16 protein-coding genes are annotated in these 17,853 nt (G+C 69.1%); 8 read left to right on the forward strand and 8 right to left on the reverse strand.

Annotation, left to right across the window (positions count from 1 at the left end):
- Positions 1-26: 26 nt before the first annotated feature.
- Positions 27-305 carry a hypothetical protein gene (locus OHS03_RS22595; protein ID WP_082844106.1) on the reverse strand — a complete coding sequence of 93 codons (279 nt, stop codon included), beginning with the start codon at positions 303-305 and terminating at the stop codon, positions 27-29.
- Positions 306-561: 256 nt separating this feature from the next.
- Here OHS03_RS22595 and OHS03_RS22600 point away from each other — a divergent pair, with 256 nt between their 5' ends.
- Entirely contained in the window at positions 562-1,188 is a 627-nt protein-coding gene (locus OHS03_RS22600; RefSeq protein ID WP_328656836.1) for a hypothetical protein, read from the forward strand.
- Positions 1,189-1,237: 49 nt separating this feature from the next.
- Here the strand turns inward: OHS03_RS22600 and OHS03_RS22605 are convergent, their stop codons facing one another.
- Positions 1,238-2,365, reverse strand: coding sequence for an acyl-CoA dehydrogenase family protein (locus OHS03_RS22605; protein ID WP_328656838.1), 1,128 nt, complete (start codon positions 2,363-2,365; stop codon positions 1,238-1,240).
- 9 nt (positions 2,366-2,374) lie between these two features.
- Entirely contained in the window at positions 2,375-3,547 is a 1,173-nt protein-coding gene (locus tag OHS03_RS22610; RefSeq protein WP_063005442.1) for an acyl-CoA dehydrogenase family protein, read from the reverse strand.
- 198 nt (positions 3,548-3,745) lie between these two features.
- On the opposite strand from OHS03_RS22610, the gene OHS03_RS22615 reads away from it, so the two are divergent.
- Complete coding sequence (locus OHS03_RS22615; RefSeq protein ID WP_328656840.1) at positions 3,746-4,570, forward strand: hypothetical protein; 825 nt, start codon at positions 3,746-3,748, stop codon at positions 4,568-4,570.
- 15 nt (positions 4,571-4,585) lie between these two features.
- Here the strand turns inward: OHS03_RS22615 and OHS03_RS22620 are convergent, their stop codons facing one another.
- The gene (locus OHS03_RS22620) at positions 4,586-5,500 is read right to left on the reverse strand and encodes an SMP-30/gluconolactonase/LRE family protein (protein ID WP_328656842.1); all 915 of its coding nucleotides are present in this window, start codon (positions 5,498-5,500) and stop codon (positions 4,586-4,588) included.
- A gap of 160 nt (positions 5,501-5,660) precedes the next feature.
- Between OHS03_RS22620 and OHS03_RS22625 the strand changes: the two genes are divergently transcribed.
- From OHS03_RS22625 to OHS03_RS22640, 4 genes are read left to right on the forward strand one after another with little or no spacing between them, the layout of a single operon-like run.
- Entirely contained in the window at positions 5,661-6,266 is a 606-nt protein-coding gene (locus OHS03_RS22625; RefSeq protein WP_328656844.1) for an alpha/beta hydrolase, read from the forward strand.
- 18 nt (positions 6,267-6,284) lie between these two features.
- Positions 6,285-6,683 carry a hypothetical protein gene (locus OHS03_RS22630; RefSeq protein ID WP_252366997.1) on the forward strand — a complete coding sequence of 133 codons (399 nt, stop codon included), beginning with the start codon at positions 6,285-6,287 and terminating at the stop codon, positions 6,681-6,683.
- Positions 6,676-7,980 (forward strand): WXG100 family type VII secretion target, encoded by a 1,305-nt coding sequence (locus OHS03_RS22635; RefSeq protein ID WP_328656845.1) that lies wholly within the window; start codon positions 6,676-6,678, stop codon positions 7,978-7,980. Before OHS03_RS22630 ends, OHS03_RS22635 begins: the two co-directional genes overlap by 8 nt.
- Positions 7,962-8,681 (forward strand): ESX secretion-associated protein EspG, encoded by a 720-nt coding sequence (locus tag OHS03_RS22640; protein ID WP_328656847.1) that lies wholly within the window; start codon positions 7,962-7,964, stop codon positions 8,679-8,681. The genes OHS03_RS22635 and OHS03_RS22640 overlap by 19 nt, the downstream gene beginning before the upstream one ends.
- 42 nt (positions 8,682-8,723) lie before the next feature.
- On the opposite strand, the gene OHS03_RS22645 is transcribed toward OHS03_RS22640, so the two are convergent.
- A complete protein-coding gene (locus OHS03_RS22645; RefSeq protein ID WP_328656849.1) occupies positions 8,724-12,452 on the reverse strand; it encodes a bifunctional RecB family nuclease/DEAD/DEAH box helicase in 3,729 nt (1,242 codons plus the stop codon).
- A gap of 133 nt (positions 12,453-12,585) precedes the next feature.
- On the reverse strand, positions 12,586-14,388 hold the full coding sequence (locus OHS03_RS22650) for a DEAD/DEAH box helicase (protein WP_056813218.1): 1,803 nt from the start codon (positions 14,386-14,388) through the stop codon (positions 12,586-12,588).
- Between the two features lie 62 nt (positions 14,389-14,450).
- On the opposite strand from OHS03_RS22650, the gene OHS03_RS22655 reads away from it, so the two are divergent.
- Together OHS03_RS22655 and OHS03_RS22660 are read left to right on the forward strand one after the other, a co-directional pair.
- A complete protein-coding gene (locus tag OHS03_RS22655; protein WP_328656851.1) occupies positions 14,451-15,308 on the forward strand; it encodes a carbon-nitrogen hydrolase family protein in 858 nt (285 codons plus the stop codon).
- A gap of 11 nt (positions 15,309-15,319) precedes the next feature.
- Positions 15,320-15,940, forward strand: coding sequence for a phosphoribosyltransferase (locus OHS03_RS22660; RefSeq protein ID WP_328656854.1), 621 nt, complete (start codon positions 15,320-15,322; stop codon positions 15,938-15,940).
- Positions 15,941-15,955: 15 nt separating this feature from the next.
- Here OHS03_RS22660 and OHS03_RS22665 read toward each other — a convergent pair whose 3' ends face one another.
- Both OHS03_RS22665 and OHS03_RS22670 read right to left on the reverse strand, forming a co-directional pair.
- Positions 15,956-17,134: an amino acid deaminase/aldolase gene (locus OHS03_RS22665; RefSeq protein WP_328656856.1), complete on the reverse strand. Its 1,179-nt coding sequence runs from the start codon at positions 17,132-17,134 to the stop codon at positions 15,956-15,958.
- Between the two features lie 45 nt (positions 17,135-17,179).
- Positions 17,180-17,716, reverse strand: a complete 537-nt coding sequence (locus OHS03_RS22670) for a TetR family transcriptional regulator (protein ID WP_235569362.1) — start codon at positions 17,714-17,716, stop codon at positions 17,180-17,182.
- Positions 17,717-17,853 lie beyond the last annotated feature (137 nt).

A 17,853-nucleotide genomic window follows, 5' to 3' on the forward strand; every position in this document is an offset into this window, starting at 1 on the left:
AGAACGCATTCGAATTATGAGGTGTCTCAGGTTGTTTCGCGCGCGTCCCGATCGGTGCGCAGCTTCAATAGGATGAGTCCAGCCGTGCAGGCCAGGATCAGCCCGGCGACGGTGATCTCCACCTGCAGGCCCGCGATACCGAGGCCGGCACCGACGAGACCGCCGACGAAGAACAACCAGCCCATGATCCGCGCGCCCACCGCCAAGGTGCGGTTGCCGGGCGGTGTCGCCGACAGAGGTCCGACGGTGGCCGAATCAGTGTTCGCCGCCGCGGTTTCCAGCCGGGGTGTCGAGAGTGCTCCCATGAGATTCTCCTCGATGACGCCGATCAGATACTTGCGTCGCGCAAACTTCGCGCGTCAGGGGTTTCGGTCCGGGCGTCTCATGCGTAACTTTGCTCACACACGCTACGACCCGGCGACGTCGAATGTGCGCGACACGTCCCCGCGACACGCCGAATTCATCAATCCGATATCTGGACCACTAGCGTTTAAAATGCGCTCTTCGGCCCGACCTGCACTACTGTGAGGCGATCTCGAAGCCGACGAGGAGTAACAGGCGATGGATAACAGCAGGGCCAAGTTGGTAGGTCCGGCAGTCGCTGTTGGCGCGGTGTCGCTCGGACTGATCATCATCGGTGCGTGCGGTGTCGGACAACAGGATGTCTACGTGCCCGCGCCGCCGTTGAGCGCGGATCTGGCCGCCGCTCCCGCACGGGTGGCCGACGAGCCGACCTCGACGACGGTGCACATCTCGATCCCACCCTCGCCCAGCTGGCGGATCGCGCCGTACATGTCGCCGCGTAAACCGTTCAGCCTCAGCTCCACCGAGACCTCACCGTCGGAGACTCCGACCGAGGGCGGACCCGCTCCCGAGCCCCGCCCGGGCGAGGCGACTACCGAATCCCGACCGGCCGAGGCCTCGACCCGTCCGCCGGAGACCACCGAGGACGAGCCGACGACGACCCGGCCGCAGATCCCCACCCGGCCGAATCCGACCCGCACCGTCACCCCGCCCCGCGTCGGCGATGACGAAGCGGCCGAGGACTATCCGCCGACCCACGCCTTCGACCACGCGACTCCGACCCCGCTCGTCCCGGCCGACACCGGCGCCACTCCGACCCCGGCAACCACCACCGAGGCGTCGACGACCACCGACACCCCGGCCCCCACCACCGCCGAGAGCTGACATGACGATGGTGCGCACCCGATTCGGGCACGCACCATCGTCGAAAGAACTACAGCTCGACCAGGTCGTAGTCGCCGATCCGATCGGCCAGCTCCCGCCGATGTTCCAGTGCCCCACCGAGCGTCTGCCCGATCGCGGTCAACCGGGCGACGTAGTGGCTCACCGGATACTCGGCGGTGACGCCGATGCCGCCGTGCATCTGGATCGCCTCCTGGCCGATGTGCTCGGCCGACTTGCCCACCTGCAACCGCGCCCGTGACGCGACCGCCGGATCGTTGCCGCCGTCGGCCAGCGCGGCCGTCGCGTACAAGCTCATGCTGCGAGCCAGTTCCAGCGAGACGTAGCAGTCCGCGGCCCGCTGGGTGAGCACCTGGAACTTCGACAGCGTGACCCCGAACTGCTTGCGGGTCTTGAGGTATTCGGTGGTCAGCGTGAGCGCGACCTCCATCGCCCCGACCGATTCCGCGCACAGCGCCGCCTGCGCGTAACCCTGGGTCAGCGCGATCTGTTCGGCCGCGTCGACGTTGCCGCCGAGCAGCTCGCCCTTCGCGTCGGCGAGGTCGAACTGCGCGGCGCGGCGGCCGTCGAAGGTGCGGTACGAGCGTCGTTGCACGCCATCCTGGTTCGGGTCGACCAGGAACAGTCCGGTCCCGCCGTCCGGCAGGATCGCGCTGACGATCAACTCGTCGGCGACATCACCGCGCAGCACCGGGTTCTTCACGCCGGTCAGCGCGTACCCGTCGCCCGCGGCTACCGCGGCGGTGGTGAGTTCGGTCGACGGCCACCGGATGCCGGGCTCGGTGTGGGCGAAGGCGAGCAGGGTGGTTCCCTCGGCCAGCGCGGGCAGCAGGCGTTGACGCTGCTCGGCGCTGCCTGCCAGCCGCAGCAGTTCGGCCGGGATCACCACCGCGTCGAGCACCGGCTCCGGAGCCAGCGCGCGACCGAGTTCCTCCTGCACCAGCATCGCCTCGACCGGGCCTGCGCCGACGCCGCCGTCTTCCTCGGGAATGGTCAGTCCGAGCACGCCGAGGTCGGCGAGCTGCTTCCAGACCGTGCGGTTCCAGCCGGGGTCGGTGTCGCCGGCCTTGGCCAGCGCCTCGCCGTCGTAGAACCGGTGCAGCAGCTCGCGCACGGTGTCGCGCAGCATCGTCTGTTCGTCGGTCAGTGCGAGTTCCATGTCAGTGCCTCACAATCCGAGGATCGTGGAGGAAATGATCGAGCGCTGGACCTCGCTCGAGCCTCCGTAGATGGTCACCTTGCGGTAGTTCAGGTAGCCGGGGCCGGTGTGCTGGGCCCACGCGGGCGAGGCGATGTTGTCGGCGTCGACCGCCAGCGCGTCGGCGCCTGCGATGTCGAGGAGCAGTTCGGTGGCGGCCTGCTGCAACTCCGTGCCCTTGAGCTTCAGCACCGAGGACGCCGGATTCGGCTTGCCCTCGACCGAGTTGGAGACCACCCGCAGCTGGGTCAGTTCCAGGGCGAGCAGTTCGTTTTCCAGCTCGGCCACCCGCGCCGCGAACACCGGGTCGTCGAGCAGCGTGCCGCGCCCGGTCCTGGTCGCACGGGCATAGTCCTTCGCGAGGCCGAGCTTCACCTTGGTCTTGCCGACGCCGGTGATGGAGGTGCGTTCGTTGCCGAGCAGGTACTTGGCGTAGGTCCAGCCCTGGTTCTCCTCGCCGACGAGCTGATCGGCGGGCACCCGGACGTTCTCGAAGAACACCTCGTTGACCTCGTAGCTGCCATCGATCAGCTTGATCGGGCGCATGGTGACACCGGGCGACTTCACATCGAAGAGCAGGAAGGAGATTCCCGCCTGCTTCTTCGGCGCGTTCGGGTCGGTGCGCACGAGACAGAAGATCCAGTCGGCGAACTGGCCGAGCGTGGTCCAGATCTTCTGGCCGTTCACGATGTAGGAGTCGCCGTCGCGCACCGCGGTGGTGCGCAGCGAGGCGAGGTCCGAGCCCGCGTCGGGCTCGGAAAAGCCCTGGCACCACCAGATGTCGAGCGCGGCGGTGGGCGGCAGGAAGCGCTGCTTGAGTTCCTCGGAGCCGAACTGCGCGATCACCGGGCCGACCATCGAGGCGTTGAACGTGAGCGGTTCCGGCACCGAGGCCAGCTGCATCTCGTCGAGCCAGATGTGGCGCTGCATCGGCGTCCAGTCCTTGCCGCCCCAGGCCACCGGCCAGTTCGGCACGCACAAACCGTTGTCGTTGAGGATCTTGTTCGCGGTGACGATGTCTTCGCGGGACAGATCCTCGCCGTGTTTCACCCGGTCACGGATGTCGGCCGGGATCTCGGTCGTGTAGAAACGCCGGAGCTCGTCGCGGAAGGCGACCTCTTCAGGGGACAGGGCTAACTTCATACGGGTCTCCCAGTCACTCGTAGCCGTCGAAGAGAAACCTACCCTTCGGTAATCCTCGGTGTCGACTACATCACACGCGATGACGGTCCCAGCGGCGCTCACCGGACTCCTCGGCGGCTCGGCGACCCCAGTGACGACCTGGTACGTTGCCAGACGAGCCGGACTATCCGGCGACGAGCATCCACCGAGGAGTCACGGGTGAACGGCAGATCCATCGCAGGGAGAGCAGCGGCGGTCACTGCGGCGAGCATCGGCGCACTGGCACTGCTGGCCCCGAGCGCGGCCGCGACGCCCACCGAGGACGCGATCAGCAACCTCACTCACCTCGCGGGCGAGGACGCCACGACGAAGGCCGGGGTCGGCGCCATCGCCAGCTTCACCGGCATCGTCGGCGAGGACGCCCTGCGGGAGATCTCGACGCAGTTCACCCCCTTCACCTACGCGGCCCCCACCTTCGGCTGCGGCAGCAACGGTCCGATCACCACGATCATCGCCGCGGCGTCGTTCGAAGGACCCGGTCCGCGCACCGAGACGAGCCTGGCACCGGGCGATATCCGCTTCAGCGCGAGCCCGCGCCACTCCGGTGTTCCGCTGGCATCGGGCCTGAGCGTCGCCTGGGTCAATGTCAACACCGGTCAGAGCGGCATCGTCGGCCTCGACGACCAGACCGAGTTCAAGCTGCCGTCGCTGTCGAAGACGGTGCACAGCGGCGCGGGTACGGTGGTGGCCTCCATGTGGGGAACCATCGACTACGCGGGCGCTCGCTGCGTGATGACCCCGACCGTCGGCACCTTCGTCGTGCCCGATCTGCCGGTAGCGGTCCCCGAGGCCCCCGCGACGGCTCCCGCCCCCGAACCCCAGGCCGTCAGCCCTCGCTCGGGCGAATCCTCTTCGGGCACCCCGACATCGAAGGCCCCTGCCGCCCAGACACCCGCTCCGGCTCCGGCTCCGGCCGAAACGCCCCAGCCTGCCCCGGCGCCCGCTCCCCCTGCCCCGCCCGCGGCGACCAACGTCGGCGGCTGAGCCGACCGGGTCGAATCAGCCGATCGGACGGATCCGCAGGACGGTGCCTTCTTCGGAACCGGCGAGCAGCGCGGACGGGTCGGCGGGGTCGGCGACAACCGCGGTGAGCGGTTGGGTGGAGACAACAGTGCAGGCGGTGCCGGTGCTCGGGTTCACCCGGACGAGATGACCGGCCAGCGTCGTGACATACAGGACACCGTCGCGCACGACCAGGTCGTCGACGAAATCGGGCAACGTGCCGAACGAGGTCAGATCGGCGACGGTGCTCGGCTCGCCCGGGTTGCTCCGTGAGAGTCGCAGTACCCGACCGACCGGGCCCGCGCTACCGACGAAGTTCGCGGTGACGTAGACCGAGTCACCCGAGACCGCAACACCATTGGGACCATCGATGCTGACAGCCGACCACCAGTCCATGTCCTCGCTGCCGTCAGGGCGCAAGCGGTGCAGGCCGTTGCCGGTTGTCACGTAGAGGTTGCCGTCGGCGTCGAACGCGGCGCCGTTCGGCTGGGGGAACCCGATCGCGAACGCGACGGGGTTCGGACGCGCGGCCGCCGGGTCGAAGCGGACGATGCCGCCCGAACCGGCCAGCGGCGAATTGCCGGTGACCACGTACAGCAGTCCGTCGGGACCGAGCCGGACCGCGCCGGGCGACGGCACGGCGACGGTGGCGGTCAGTCGCCCGTCGCGGTCGTAGCGCTGCACCTCGCCGCGCATGACCCGCGAAACCCACAGGTCACCCTGGGCGTCGATGCCGAAGTTCTCCGACCAGTCGAGCAGCGGCACACTGGACCTGATCGCGACGTCCTGGCGAGCCTGTCCGCACGACGACTGCGGCGCGGCGCCCGCGATGGCGCCGGTGCCGAGCGAGGCGCTGGTCACGACAGCCGCGCCGACCACCACACGGACGACGCAACGGCGGAACGACAACATCTGCAACCCTCGACTCTGTTGACCCAGTTCGACGCGCGAAGTCTAACGGCTGCGGGGCCACCTTGGGCAGCCCCCGTCACAGGCCGTTCCGATCACCGAGTTTCGCCTCCGGTCCTGTCCCCCAGAACAATTGAGTGGGCACAGCGGCGATAATCGACGGGTGCCCTATTTCGACAGCGAGCGTGGACGGCTTCACTGCCGGTGTTGGTCCATCGACCACCCCGCGGCGAGGCTGGCGCTGTTGCCGGGCACCGGTCAGCACAGCGGGCACTACCACCGCTTCGCCGCGGCCTTGCGTCCCGCCGGGATCGAGCTGTGGACACTGGACACCTCGGGACAGGGACTGAGCGAAGGCGATCCCGACGCGCCGGGCACCGTCGACGAGCTGACCGCCGACGCGCGGGAGTTTCTCGCGCTCGCTCGCGCCGATCATCGGGACGCACCGGTGTTGATGGGCCACTCCCTCGGCGCGATGACCGCGCTGAACCTCGCGCGCGAAAGCCCTTCTGAGCTGGCCGGACTCGTCCTGTGCGGCACCCCGCGCCGGGTCGCCGACGCCGTCCCGGATCCCGGCCTCGCGATTCTGGCGGTACACGGGGTGGACGATCGGCGCGCGCCCATCGATGTAATCCGGCTATGGACAGCACGGCACCGATCGGTAGATTTGCGCGAGTACGCCGACGCCGGACATGACCTGTTGCACGAACCGGTGCAGCACCGCGTGGCGGCCGATATCGCGGAGTGGGTACTCACCGCGGTGCGATGAACGACGAAGGGGGAACCGGTGCAACCGAACCGAACGGGGCTGCCGAATACGGCGGCTCTCGGCCAAGCCGTCGACGAGGGTGGGCTGTGGATCGACGGGGTACTCGTCGCCGACGGCGCGCCCGAACGGTGCGCTCTGCGCTATGAACGACTGGCCGAAGAAGTCGAAGCCCAGGTGCTGGTTCTCAGCCGAGCCGCGGTCATTCCGGGTTTCGGCGGACTCGCCTCGGGCGGCGCCTTGCGCACGGGCTTCGAGACCAAGACAACCGAGGCGCTCGACGAACTGCGCGCCTACGCGAGCGCCGCACGCGAGCTGGCCGGCGTGTTCCGCGCCGCCGGGGCAAGCTTCCACGAGGCCGATCAGGCGCTGGCGGGCGCGGTGACCGCGATCGAGGTTCCCGGTGGTGGCGATGCGTAGCATCTCGGGCCGCACCGACGTGGACTACGTGTCGGTCGTCGAAGTCTTCGACAACCTTTCTCATGGTGAAATCCACAGTGCCGTAAGACAACTCGACCCGGCAGCGCTGGCGGGCGCCGCCCAGACCTTCCTCACCGCCGCCACCGGCCTCGGTGACGGCGTGGAGATCGCGCACGGTGAGATCCGGGCCGCCATCGCCGATGGCTGGCGCGGCGCCGCGGCCCAGCAGGCCTCGGACGCCGTGCGCGACTTCGAGCAGACGGGTCGGCGCATCGCCGATGTGCTGACGGCGGTCGGTGTCCGGCTCAGCCAGGCCGGTGACGCGGCCGAGTCGATTCGCACCGCCATCGCGGAACCCGCCGGGGCGCAGCCCGATCCGGCTGCCGCGCTCCTCGACTCCGAACAGGCCGCCACCAACGCCACGCTCACCCGCGAGGCCGAGAACGCCCGGCTCGACGCGGTGCAGGCGATGGAGACGATCTACGCCGGCGCGTTCCTGCCGACCGGCTCGGGGGTGCCCGCGTTCACCGGAATCACCACGGACACAGGAACTACCGCTGCCGGTGTCGCACCGTCGGGTACCGTGCCGTCTGCCGGAATGCCGCAGGCCGCCATGCCCGGTGTCGTCGCGTCGACGACCGCCCCGGCAACAATCGCCGCCACGGCGCCCGCCGGATCCGCGCCGGTTGTCAGCAGCGCGGGCACGACATCGACGAGCAACGGCGTGGTCTCGACCAGCGGCAATGCCACAGCACCGGCAGGTTCGACACCCGGGACGACACCGGCGACCACCACCGCCACGACAACACCGGCCGCTGTCGCCGGCCCGGGTCGGCCGGTGACCGATTCCGCTAAGAAGGCGAGCACTGCCCCGGCGTCAATCACTCCGGCAACGTCGTCAGCTTTCCCAGGCAAAGTGTCAGCAAGCAGCCGACCCCGTCCAGCGGCGGACACCGCTACCGCCTCGGCCACCGGTCAGGTGGCCGACGCCTCGGCCGGGAACGATGGGCGCCAGGAACCCACGGTGACCGGTGGTGAGGCCGCGGCAGGCATGGGCGCGGGCGCCGTCGGCGGCATGATGGGTGGGGCGATCGCCGCCGCGGATCAGGCGCGGCCGTCCGGTGGGCCCCGGCCTGCCCAGCCGGTGGACGAGCCGGAGGACGAGGACGACGAGTTCCTGCGGTTCCTCGAGGAGGAGCCGACCTATCTCGAGCCCGCCGACGAGGTGAACGCCCTGATCGGGAAGCTGGATCCGACCAGTCCCGCGGTGCTCGGCGAGTGGACCGAGCGGGAGTGAACTGGCACTTCACCCCGGACCAGTTCGCGCTGACCTGGGCACGCACGGACGGCGACCGGATTCCCTATCCGCTAGCCGTGCGTGCGTCGGCGCGCGACACCGTCGAGCGCGCCGCCCAGCAACCCGCGCTCGATGCCTGGTGCGCCCGCACCCTCGACGCCGACCTCGCGGCCGCCTTGCGCGTGCTGGCGAAACCGGAGATCCGCGTCGAGGTCTGCGGCCACGCGCCCGCGCCGGTGCGGATGCTCGGCGCGGTCACCGCGGATGTCGCGGTGCTGGCGGTGCAGGACCCCGGCACCGCGCCCGACCGAGGCGGCTCGGTGCACGTCCAGGTAGGGAGCACGAAACGTCTTGCCGCCCAGGTATTCTCCCGCCTCCCGGCCCAGCCCCCCGGCCTCATCCCCCGCATCACAGCCCCGGCGACTCGCGTCGAAGAAGACAGCCGCGACCTGGTTACCGCACCCGTAGCAGGCCCCTCCGACGCCGCCCGCATCCGCCGACTCCTCCAGCGCCCCCGCAGCGGCATCGGCCAGATCCTCGTCGCGGCGGGCAGCGACCCCGAGCCCACAGGCGTGCTGTCCTGGATCGACCTCACCGGCGACGGCCGCTACCTCGTCCACGCCAGCCGCCACATCGACATCACCCCCGCCACACCCGATACCGCCGTCGAATGGCTACGCCGCCTACTCCGAAGCGTCTGAACCTCTCGGAACGCGCTGCCGTCGGCGACAGCGTCCAGCCGGCTACCCGAGCCGAAGAAACCCCGCCAGATCCGCGAGCTCTTCAGCAGTGTCGGGCAAATACTCGGTAAGCAGCGGCGACCGAATGACAACAGCCATCCACATAGCCCGACACAACGTCGCATGAATAACAGTGCGCGACAGCAACGGCCGCATCCCGAAGGGCGCGTCGGCGGGAGTCGACGTGGTCATCGACAGCAGAACCACAGCGGCCTCCCGCCCCCGGAACCGATCCGGCGTCCCCACGAGCACATCTTCGATCTTGGCACGAGCCAACAGAGTACGAATCCGCGCAACCTGCGCCGCATAGGGCGCCACCACGAAGATGTCGTGCGGGTGGAGCTTGCGAGTCCCCCCGTCGGAGGTCCACGTCTCACCGAGCAGAATCCGAACCCGCCGCACCACTTCACGCGCCTCGGCATCGGATTCGGTAGCGCTGCCACGATGCTCGACGAGCACCGTGCTCACGCCGGGCGCGATCCCCACCAGATCCCTCGTCATCGTGACGGCCTCATCCGCGCGCAGTCGCCCGTCGTAGCAACTCGCCGACACGGGCTCGCAGACCGCCGGGTGCATGCGCCAGGTGCGATCGAGAAAGTAGCCACGCTCGACAGGCAGCGTCGCCGCGCCTTCGCACAGCCACTCCAAGGCCGAGACCTGCACGGGCTCCGGATGCTTCGCTTGCGACCTGGCCGGGACCGGATCGCCGATCAACAGCAGATTGCGCGCGCTCACCGCCACCGCGACCGTGTCGGCCAGCGAGCATTCCCCGGCGTCGGCGATCACCAGCAGGTCGAGCGCACCGGGCGCGATCAGCCGGTCGTCGACGAAATCCGCCGTGGTACCGCCGATTACGCAACCGTTGACGGCATTGTCGAGGAACCGCGGATACCGCGTGGCATCGATCGCCGACCATTCCAGGCCGACCGAGGCGACGTCCTTCTTCGCCACGAGCTCGGGTAACAGACCCGCCTCGACGACCGCGTCGAAGATCCGCTCGATCACCGCGTGCGACTGCGCCACCACCCCGATCCGCCACTTGTGGCGGGTGACGAGCCGCTCGAGCGCCCGCCCGGTGATCCCGGTCTTGCCGGTGCCGGGCGGGCCGTGCACGGCCAGGTACGAGGCGTCCAGCGCACCGACCGCGTGGGCCAGGACGGCGCCGAGGTCGTCGTGGGGCTGCGGTAACGCCATCCCGTCGCGCAGCCGGGGCGCGCGGCGCAGCAGCAGATCGTAGACCGCGTTCTCCGGTACACACGGCAGGCTCATCAGCAGGTTCTGGGCGGTGGACTCCAGCGCGGCCTCGATCTCGGCCTCCCCGTCGGGCGGGCCGGGGGCGATGGCGGCGGGGAGGTCGTCGTAGGGCGGGCAGCCTGCCGGGAGCAGTTCTTCCAGCCGGACGGTGTCGTCGAAATTCGGGTCGACGGCACACCCGAGCACGGTGGCGGTGGCGGTGGCGCGGCGGCCGAGCGTTTGGGTCATGCCCGCCGCGGCGGCGCCGTCGTAGATGGTGACCATCTGCGTGCCAGGGGTGAGGGTGGCGCCCGTGCCGAGCCTGCCGGTGAGCGTGAGGTAGCGGCGCATCGTCGGAAGCTGTGGCGTGCGATGCCATTTGGTGTCGACGGTGCCCCATTCGACGACGAGCACGCCCGGCGCGTCGGCCCAATCGCCGACCGGATGGCCGAGCCGATCGATGTGGGCCCACCAGCGAGGCTGCCGTTCCCGCCGGTGATAGCCGAGTACCGCCGCCGTCAACGAGGCGGCGCGCGCCGAATCTCCTTGCGCGTCGGCGGCGAACTCACTGAGCGCGGCCTCCAGCGAGCTCGGGTGCAGCGAGGGCGGCACATCGGATTCCGTGACGGCGAATCGAGTGCCGGGCACCGCGATTCCCGCTTCGACCGCGCGATCGAGCAGCCAGTCGCGGATACCGAGCACCGTCGCCGCGCGCCCGGGCGTATTCGGCAGCAATGCCGCCAGTCCCGCTGCGTCGTAGGATTGTTCACCGATCAACAGCGCGGTGCGCACGATCGGCGCCAGGTCGACCAGCGCTCGATCGGCCAACAGCTCGTCCAGGAGATCGGCGCCGGTTCCGAGCTGACCCGCCCAATCGAGCAGCGCCGTCCGGATATCCGAACCGTAGTGGTACACACGCACATCCGGATCCGCCGCTCGATGCTCCGCGATGATCTCCAGCAACTCCTCCAGCACACCTCCGTCCTGCGTCGACGGGCCGTTCGCATGGCCGAGACCGAGGGGGCCGCGCGGTGGCGTATCGACGCCGGTCGGACGTGGATCGGCGACGGGCGCGTCTACCCGGTCGTCGCCGAGGACTATGCGCCCGAACGAGACGGTGTCCGCCTCCGACGGATCGGCGCTGGGATAGCCTGCCGCGTTCGCGGGTTCGACCCCGGCCGGGCCGAAGACCACCGCGTTCGTGTCCGTCGGACCGACAGGCGGGCCGGGGCGGTAGCTGACGCTGTTCGGCTGTTCCACCCCGGCGACGACCGGCCGGAAGACGATGGTGGCGGCATCGGCGAGTTCGAGACCGGTGATCGTGCCGTGCCGGTCCAGGTCGATGACAAGGGCGAGATCGCCGGGGCGTGGGGCCGGGAGGGCGCCGAGCGCGGTGGCGTCGCGCAGAGTGAAGGCGGGGTGGCCGGTGCGTTCGCGGACGAGTTGGATGTCGGCTTGTTTGCGCAGGGCCGCCAGCGTGCGGGGGGCGAGGCCGGGGACGGGGGTGTCGGTGGTGGCGAGGCGGTCGATCGTGAGCACCCCCGCCTCGCGCAGCCTCGCCCGCTGGGTGGGTCGGATTCCCGCGACCAGCAACAGGTCTCGCGCGTTCGCCGCGGCGGCGCGGCAACTGGGACACTGCCCGCAGGCCAGATAACGCGGGTCGCCCCACTGGACCGGCAGCAATTCCGCCAGCTTGTCCTCGATGATCTGTTCCACCCGAGCGCGGCGCGCCGAATACACCGGCGCCAGTTGATCGATCACCTCGCGCCGCACACCATCGGCCGTCCAGAGATAAGCCGCCGGATCGACACCCACCCCGACGTCGGCGAGCGCCTGCGCGCAGGCGGCTGCTTCGAGGCGGGCACCCAGCAATTCGCGAGCCGGATCGACCTTGACCGCCTGCACCGATGCCGCGATCCGCTCGAAAGGTGTCCGACCCGCGGCCAATTCGCGGCGCAGCACCCGACTGTCAGCGGGCGCAGCCGCTGACCCGACGAACCTGCTGAATTCCTCGTCCGCGGAATCCTCGGGCAACCCTGCCACCGGTGGCGTTCCGGTCTCACTACGGCGCAGCACCCCCGGCACTCCGACCGAATCCTGGCCGAGAGCACTGTGCACGGTGTACCTCGCGTCAGCGGAGTCACGGACCAGAAGGTCTGCACCGCAGGCGAATCGACCGTCGAAGAACACCGCGCCGTAGATCGCCTCGGCGCCGGAACTCAGCGCTCGCGCGGTGCGCTCCGCCGCGGCTGTCAGCGCCGCGATCCGGGCAGCCGCGTCCCCGCCGACCACCTCGGGCGACGGGATCCGGACGAGCCTGTCACCGAAGTGCGCGAGCAGCTCGGCGGACGGTTCGACCGTGCGCACCAGCGGGGCGGTCGTGTCGGGAACCCCGGGCAGATTGCCGAGAGCGGCGTCGATTCCGCGCAACACCGCGAACTCACAGTTCGCCGCGCGTGCGAGATCGCCGACGGCACCGACCACCCGATCACCGGACACGAACAAGCGCGGCCCTCCTGTGTTCACGAACACCCGACGCCCAACACCTTAACCAGCGTTGCGAGAGACCAGGGTACGACCCGTGGGCAGGGCGAATGCGCCTGACCTCGGCCCTGGTGCACGCGAGCGGGACTCAGGTGCGCGGCTTGCGCCGTTCGGTCCGCGGACGCGCCTCGCGGTCGCGGCGCGGGCCACGAGCATTGAGCCGTTGCGCCGGTGCGCCCTGGTCGGGCGTCAGCTGGATCAGCACGCCGCTGATCCTGGTGCGCCGCAAGGCTTCCAGCGTTTCGTTGGGCAGATTGGCAGGCAGCTCGACCAGGCTGTAATCGGGCCGGATGCTGATGTGACCGAAGTCGCTGCGACGCAGCCCACCCTCGTTGGCGATGGCGCCGACGATCGCGCCGGGCACCACGCGATGGCGCTTGCCGACGCTGATCCGGTAGGTGGCGAGTTCTTCGCCGTTCTCCCGGTTGAACGACGGCGGGCGCGGGGCGCGGTCCTCGTCGTCGTAGCGGCGCGGCGCACGCTCACGGTCGCGATCGAAATCACGCTCGCGACGCGGTGCGGGCTCCGGCTCGGGCGACATGAAGAAGTTGTCGCCGTCGTAGCCGCCCACGGCCAGTGCCGCGGCGATATCGGCGAGCGGGGTGTTGTGCTCGGCCTCGTAGTCCTCGATCAGCTTGCGGAACAGCGCGATGTTGTCCGAAGCCAGGTTCTCGGTGATCGAGTCACCGAACTTGGAGGCGCGCGTCGCGTTCACGTCGTCGACGCTCGGCAACTGCATCTCGGTGAGCGCGCTCCTGGTGGCCCGCTCGATCGACTTGAGCAGATGACGCTCACGCGGGGCCACGAACAGCAGCGCCTCGCCCGAACGGCCTGCGCGGCCGGTGCGACCGATGCGGTGCACGTAGGACTCGGTGTCGTGCGGGATGTCGTAGTTGACGACGTGGGAGATGCGGTCGACGTCCAGACCACGCGCGGCGACATCGGTGGCGACCAGGATGTCGATCCCGCCCGACTTCAGCTGCCCGATGGTGCGTTCACGCTGATTCTGCGCGATGTCGCCGTTGATCGCGGCGGCGGAGAAACCACGCGAGCGCAGCTTCTCGGCCAGCTCTTCGGTGGCCTGCTTGGTGCGCACGAAGATGATCATCGCCTCGAAGGTCTCGACCTCGAGCACGCGAGTCAGGGCATCGAGCTTGCGCTGATGCGACACCTGCACATAGCGCTGAGTGATGTTGGAGCTGGTCTGCGTCGTGGACTTGACCGTGATCTCGACCGGATCGTTGAGGTACTGCTTGGAGATCTTGCGGATCACGCCCGGCATGGTGGCCGAGAACAGCGCGACCTGCTTGTCCTTGGGGGTGTCACGCAGGATGCGCTCGACGTCTTCCTGGAAGCCCATCTTGAGCATCTCGTCGGCCTCGTCGAGCACCAGGTAGCGCAGCTGCGAAAGGTCGAGCGTGCCCTTCTCCAGGTGATCGATCACACGGCCGGGCGTACCGACGACGACGTGCGCGCCGCGCCGCAGACCCGACAGCTGCACGCCGTAGCTCTGCCCGCCGTAGATCGGCAGCACGTGCAGACCCGGAATGTGCGAGGAGTACTTACCGAAGGCCTCGGCGACCTGGATCGCGAGCTCACGAGTCGGCGCGAGCACCAGGGCGCTCGGCTTCTTCTGCGCGGTGTCCAGATTCATCAGGATCGGGATCGCGAATGCCGCGGTTTTGCCGGTGCCCGTCTGGGCGAGGCCGACGACATCCGCGCCGGAGAGGAGCGGGGGAATCGTCGCCGCCTGAATCGGGGACGGCGACTCGTAGCCCACATCGGCGATGGCCGCGAGTACGCGGTCATCGATGCCGAGATCGGCGAAGGTCGGGCCGGTGTCGTGCCTGTCGTTGTCGGCAGGAACGCTGTCGACCTCATTTGTGTTCATTGACCACGAGTTTACTGCCTGGAGGTAGCTGCCCCAACCACCAGGTGAATACGGTGAGACCTATGCAACTGCAGAACGGGTCAACACATCAGGAACCCGAGCCGGTGACGGTGCCGATTGCCGTGGTCCAATTCGCGCCCGAAACCGACCCCGACACCAATTTGACGACCCTGCGCGAACACGTGCGGACGGCGGCCGACGCGGGCGCCCGCGTGGTGGTCGCGCCCGAATACTCGATGTTTGCCGTGACTCGCTTGGACGAGCGTGTCGTCGCGATCGCGCAACCGCTCGACGGTCCTTTCACCACCGGACTCGCTGCGCTCGCAGCCGAATTCGGAGTGTTCCTGGTGGCCGGTGTGGTGGAGTTGCCCGCGCCGGAAGCGACCCGCATCAGCAATACGCTCGTCGCGCACGGTCCGGACGGCGCGCGGGTGGCGGTGTATCGAAAGGTGCATTTGTACGACGCGTTCGGACATCTGGAATCGGATGTGGTGGCCGCCGGACCGCTCGTCGCACCTGCCACATTCGCTGTCGACGGTGTGATATTCGGCATGCAGACCTGTTTCGATCTGCGTTTTCCGGAGGGATGTCGGCGTGTCGCGGCGGCGGGCGCACACGTGCTGCTGCTACCCGCGCAGTGGATACCCGGCCCCGCCAAGGTCGACCAGTGGACGACGCTGCTGCGGGCGCGCGCCATCGAGAACACGGTGTACGTGGCGGCGGCCGATCAGTGCGCGCCACGCGGCGCGGGCGCGTCGATGATCGTGGATCCGGCGGGGACGGTGCTCGCCGAACTCGGCGACGAGCCCGGCGTCCTCATCGCGACGGTGGAGCCTGCGCATCTGGCCAGGGTGCGCGCCGCCAACCCCAGCCTGTCGCTGCGTCGTTTCACCATTTCCGAGGGTTCGCCACCGGAGTAGCGTTCGAAGCGATGGTCTACCCGGATCGCACGGCGGCGGGCCGCGCCCTCGGCACGGCTCTCGAACACCTGCGGGCCAGCCGCCCGCTGGTGCTCGGGTTGCCACGCGGGGGCGTGCCGGTGGCGGCGGCGGTGAGCACGGCGATCGGCGGGGAACTCGACGTGCTGCTGGTGCGCAAGCTGGGCCTGCCGTGGCAGCCGGAGCTGGCGATGGGGGCGCTCGGGGAGAGCGGGCTCCTGGTTCTCAATCGTGACGTGGTCGATCGCAGCGGGGTGAGCGCCGAGGCGTTCGACGAGGTGGAGCAGGCCGAACGGGCCGAACTCCGCCGCCGGAAGGCGATCCTGCGCGTCGGCCCCCGTGTTCCCTTGGCACGGCGCACGGTGGTGATCGTCGACGACGGGATGGCGACCGGGGCGACGGTGGTGGCCGCGTGCCGGGTGGCGCGCGCGCAGCGGCCCGATCGACTGGTGGTGGCCATGCCGGTGTCCTCACCCGAGGCGGCGCGACGGGTCGAGCGCGAGTGCGACGAACTCGTCTGCCTGTGGATGCCGATCGACCTGGGCGGTGTCGGCCTGGCCTACGACGACTTCCATCAACTCGAGGACGACGAGGTCACCGCTCTGCTGCGCTGAGCGGAAACGTCGGTCTCAGCCGAAGCACTGACCTTCGCCGCGGTAGGTGGGAACTGTTGTGCGTGCGCCGGATTCGTCGACCATGTGAATCTCGGTGAAGCGTTCACACAGCTCGCCCGCCTTGGCGTGGCGGAACCAGACCCGGTCACCGATCTCGAGTTCGGCACCGCCGGCCAGGGGTGTCTGGACCTCGCCCGCGCCTTCGGAGCCGAGCAGTTTCAGCCCTGCGGGCCAGATCGGAGCGGGCACCCGGCTGGGACCAGCGGGGCCGGACGCGATGTAGCCGCCCGCGAAGACGGTGGCGATGCTCGGCGTGGGTTTGCGCAGGACCGGGGTGGCGAAGAACAGCGCGGGACGCGGGGTGAACGAGCGGTAGTGATCGAACAGGGTCGGCACGTAGAGACCGGAACCGGCGGTCACCTCGGTGACATCGGGATCGGTGATCGAGACTTCGATCGAACCGGTGCCGCCGCTGTTGACGATCTCCAGCGGGCCGGTCACCGCGCGTACCGCGTCGAGCACTCGGGTGCGCCTTCGCCCGATTTCGATGGCGGACAAGCGTTTCACCACGCGCACCGCCGGATTGCTGTCGGGCAGACCGGCGATCTGCGACTCGTAGGTCATCACGCCGACCACATCGAACCCGCGCCGCAGCGCTTCGGCGGCCAACTCGCCTGCCTGCTCGGGACTGCGCACCGGTGAGCGCCGGGCGCCCAGGTGCAGCGGGCCGATCCGCAGGGCGGCGTCGACATCGAGACAGACGCGGGGGTGGACCAGGTCGGTGCCCAGCGCGGCGCGGGTGAGTTCGAGTTGGGCGACATCGTCGATCATCAGCGTGATCGCCGCGAGCAGATTCGGGGCAGCGGCGAGTTCGGCCAGGCCGGCACGGTCGAGAACCGGGTAGCCGAGCAGGACGTCGCGGGCGCCGAGCCGGGCCAGCCAGATGGCCTCGCGCAGCGAGTACGCCATGATCCCGGCGAAGCCGCCGCGGGCGGTGAGTTCGCCGCCGAGCACGCGCTCGAGCACGGCGCGGCAGCGGACCGACTTACTGGCCACCCGGATCGCGGTGCCGTTGGCCCGCCGGACCAGGTCGGCGGCATTGCGTTCGAGCGCGGTCAGGTCGAGGGCGGCCAGCGGCGGGTCGAGCTCCGCGGTCGCCGCGTGCAGATGGTGCAGCGATGTCGTCTGGGTCACTCGACTACTGAACCACCTATTTGGTCAGTCGTCCAGCATTGCCGCTCAGCTTTCGACGGCCTTCAGGGTCAGGCAGCCGACGAGGTCGTCGATCACCACGAGGATGGTCTCGTCGTTGCCGTCGGCGAGCCAGCGCAGGACCGCGCCATGGAACACCGAGACGAGATAGCCCGCGACCGAATCGACCGGCTCGAGCCACTGCGTGCCGGACAGGCGCGCACACAACCCGAGGAAGTCGGCGGCCTCGTCGTCCATCTCACGGAACATCGCGACGGCGGTCGGATCGCCGATGGTGTCGCCCGTGGGCGCCCACCGCAAGCGCAGGGTCTGCAACGCGGCTTCGTAGGCGGCTATTCGCCGGGCCGGCGCGGCCTTCACCAGCGGCCAGTAGGTACTGAGCCCGGCATGTAGGAACACCCGCAGCGCCCGAACACCGGTGGCATCCGAACTGGCGGCGGCTTGTTCGACGGCATCGCATACGGCTGGCCGAAGCGAAATTTCAGTTAGTTCACGACTGGCGCTCAACGACGACTCCTCGGCAACAAATATCGCTGCCCGCGGCGATGCGAGCTTGGTGGTCACCGAGCTCGATCTTAGAAGATTTTCAGGATTCATGAACTGGTTCAGCCATCCTTTTCAGACTGAAAGATTGTTTTGTTATCCGAATGCGACCTTATGTAAAACCGACCATACGGCCTTAATTTGTCGCATTCCCGGTT

Origin of the sequence: Nocardia salmonicida, from assembly GCF_036142455.1 — a bacterium.
GTDB lineage: Bacteria > Actinomycetota > Actinomycetes > Mycobacteriales > Mycobacteriaceae > Nocardia > Nocardia salmonicida.

What these genes read in the sequence shown, in the direction of transcription:
- OHS03_RS22595 (WP_082844106.1), bottom strand. Translation starts at nt 305, where the DNA reads ATGGGAGCACTCTCGACACCCCGGCTGGAAACCGCGGCGGCGAACACT.
- OHS03_RS22600 (WP_328656836.1), top strand. Translation starts at nt 562, where the DNA reads ATGGATAACAGCAGGGCCAAGTTGGTAGGTCCGGCAGTCGCTGTTGGC.
- OHS03_RS22605 (WP_328656838.1), bottom strand. Translation starts at nt 2,365, where the DNA reads ATGGAACTCGCACTGACCGACGAACAGACGATGCTGCGCGACACCGTG.
- OHS03_RS22610 (WP_063005442.1), bottom strand. Translation starts at nt 3,547, where the DNA reads ATGAAGTTAGCCCTGTCCCCTGAAGAGGTCGCCTTCCGCGACGAGCTC.
- OHS03_RS22620 (WP_328656842.1), bottom strand. Translation starts at nt 5,500, where the DNA reads ATGTTGTCGTTCCGCCGTTGCGTCGTCCGTGTGGTGGTCGGCGCGGCT.
- OHS03_RS22635 (WP_328656845.1), top strand. Translation starts at nt 6,676, where the DNA reads ATGCGTAGCATCTCGGGCCGCACCGACGTGGACTACGTGTCGGTCGTC.
- OHS03_RS22650 (WP_056813218.1), bottom strand. Translation starts at nt 14,388, where the DNA reads ATGAACACAAATGAGGTCGACAGCGTTCCTGCCGACAACGACAGGCAC.
- OHS03_RS22655 (WP_328656851.1), top strand. Translation starts at nt 14,451, where the DNA reads ATGCAACTGCAGAACGGGTCAACACATCAGGAACCCGAGCCGGTGACG.
- OHS03_RS22660 (WP_328656854.1), top strand. Translation starts at nt 15,320, where the DNA reads ATGGTCTACCCGGATCGCACGGCGGCGGGCCGCGCCCTCGGCACGGCT.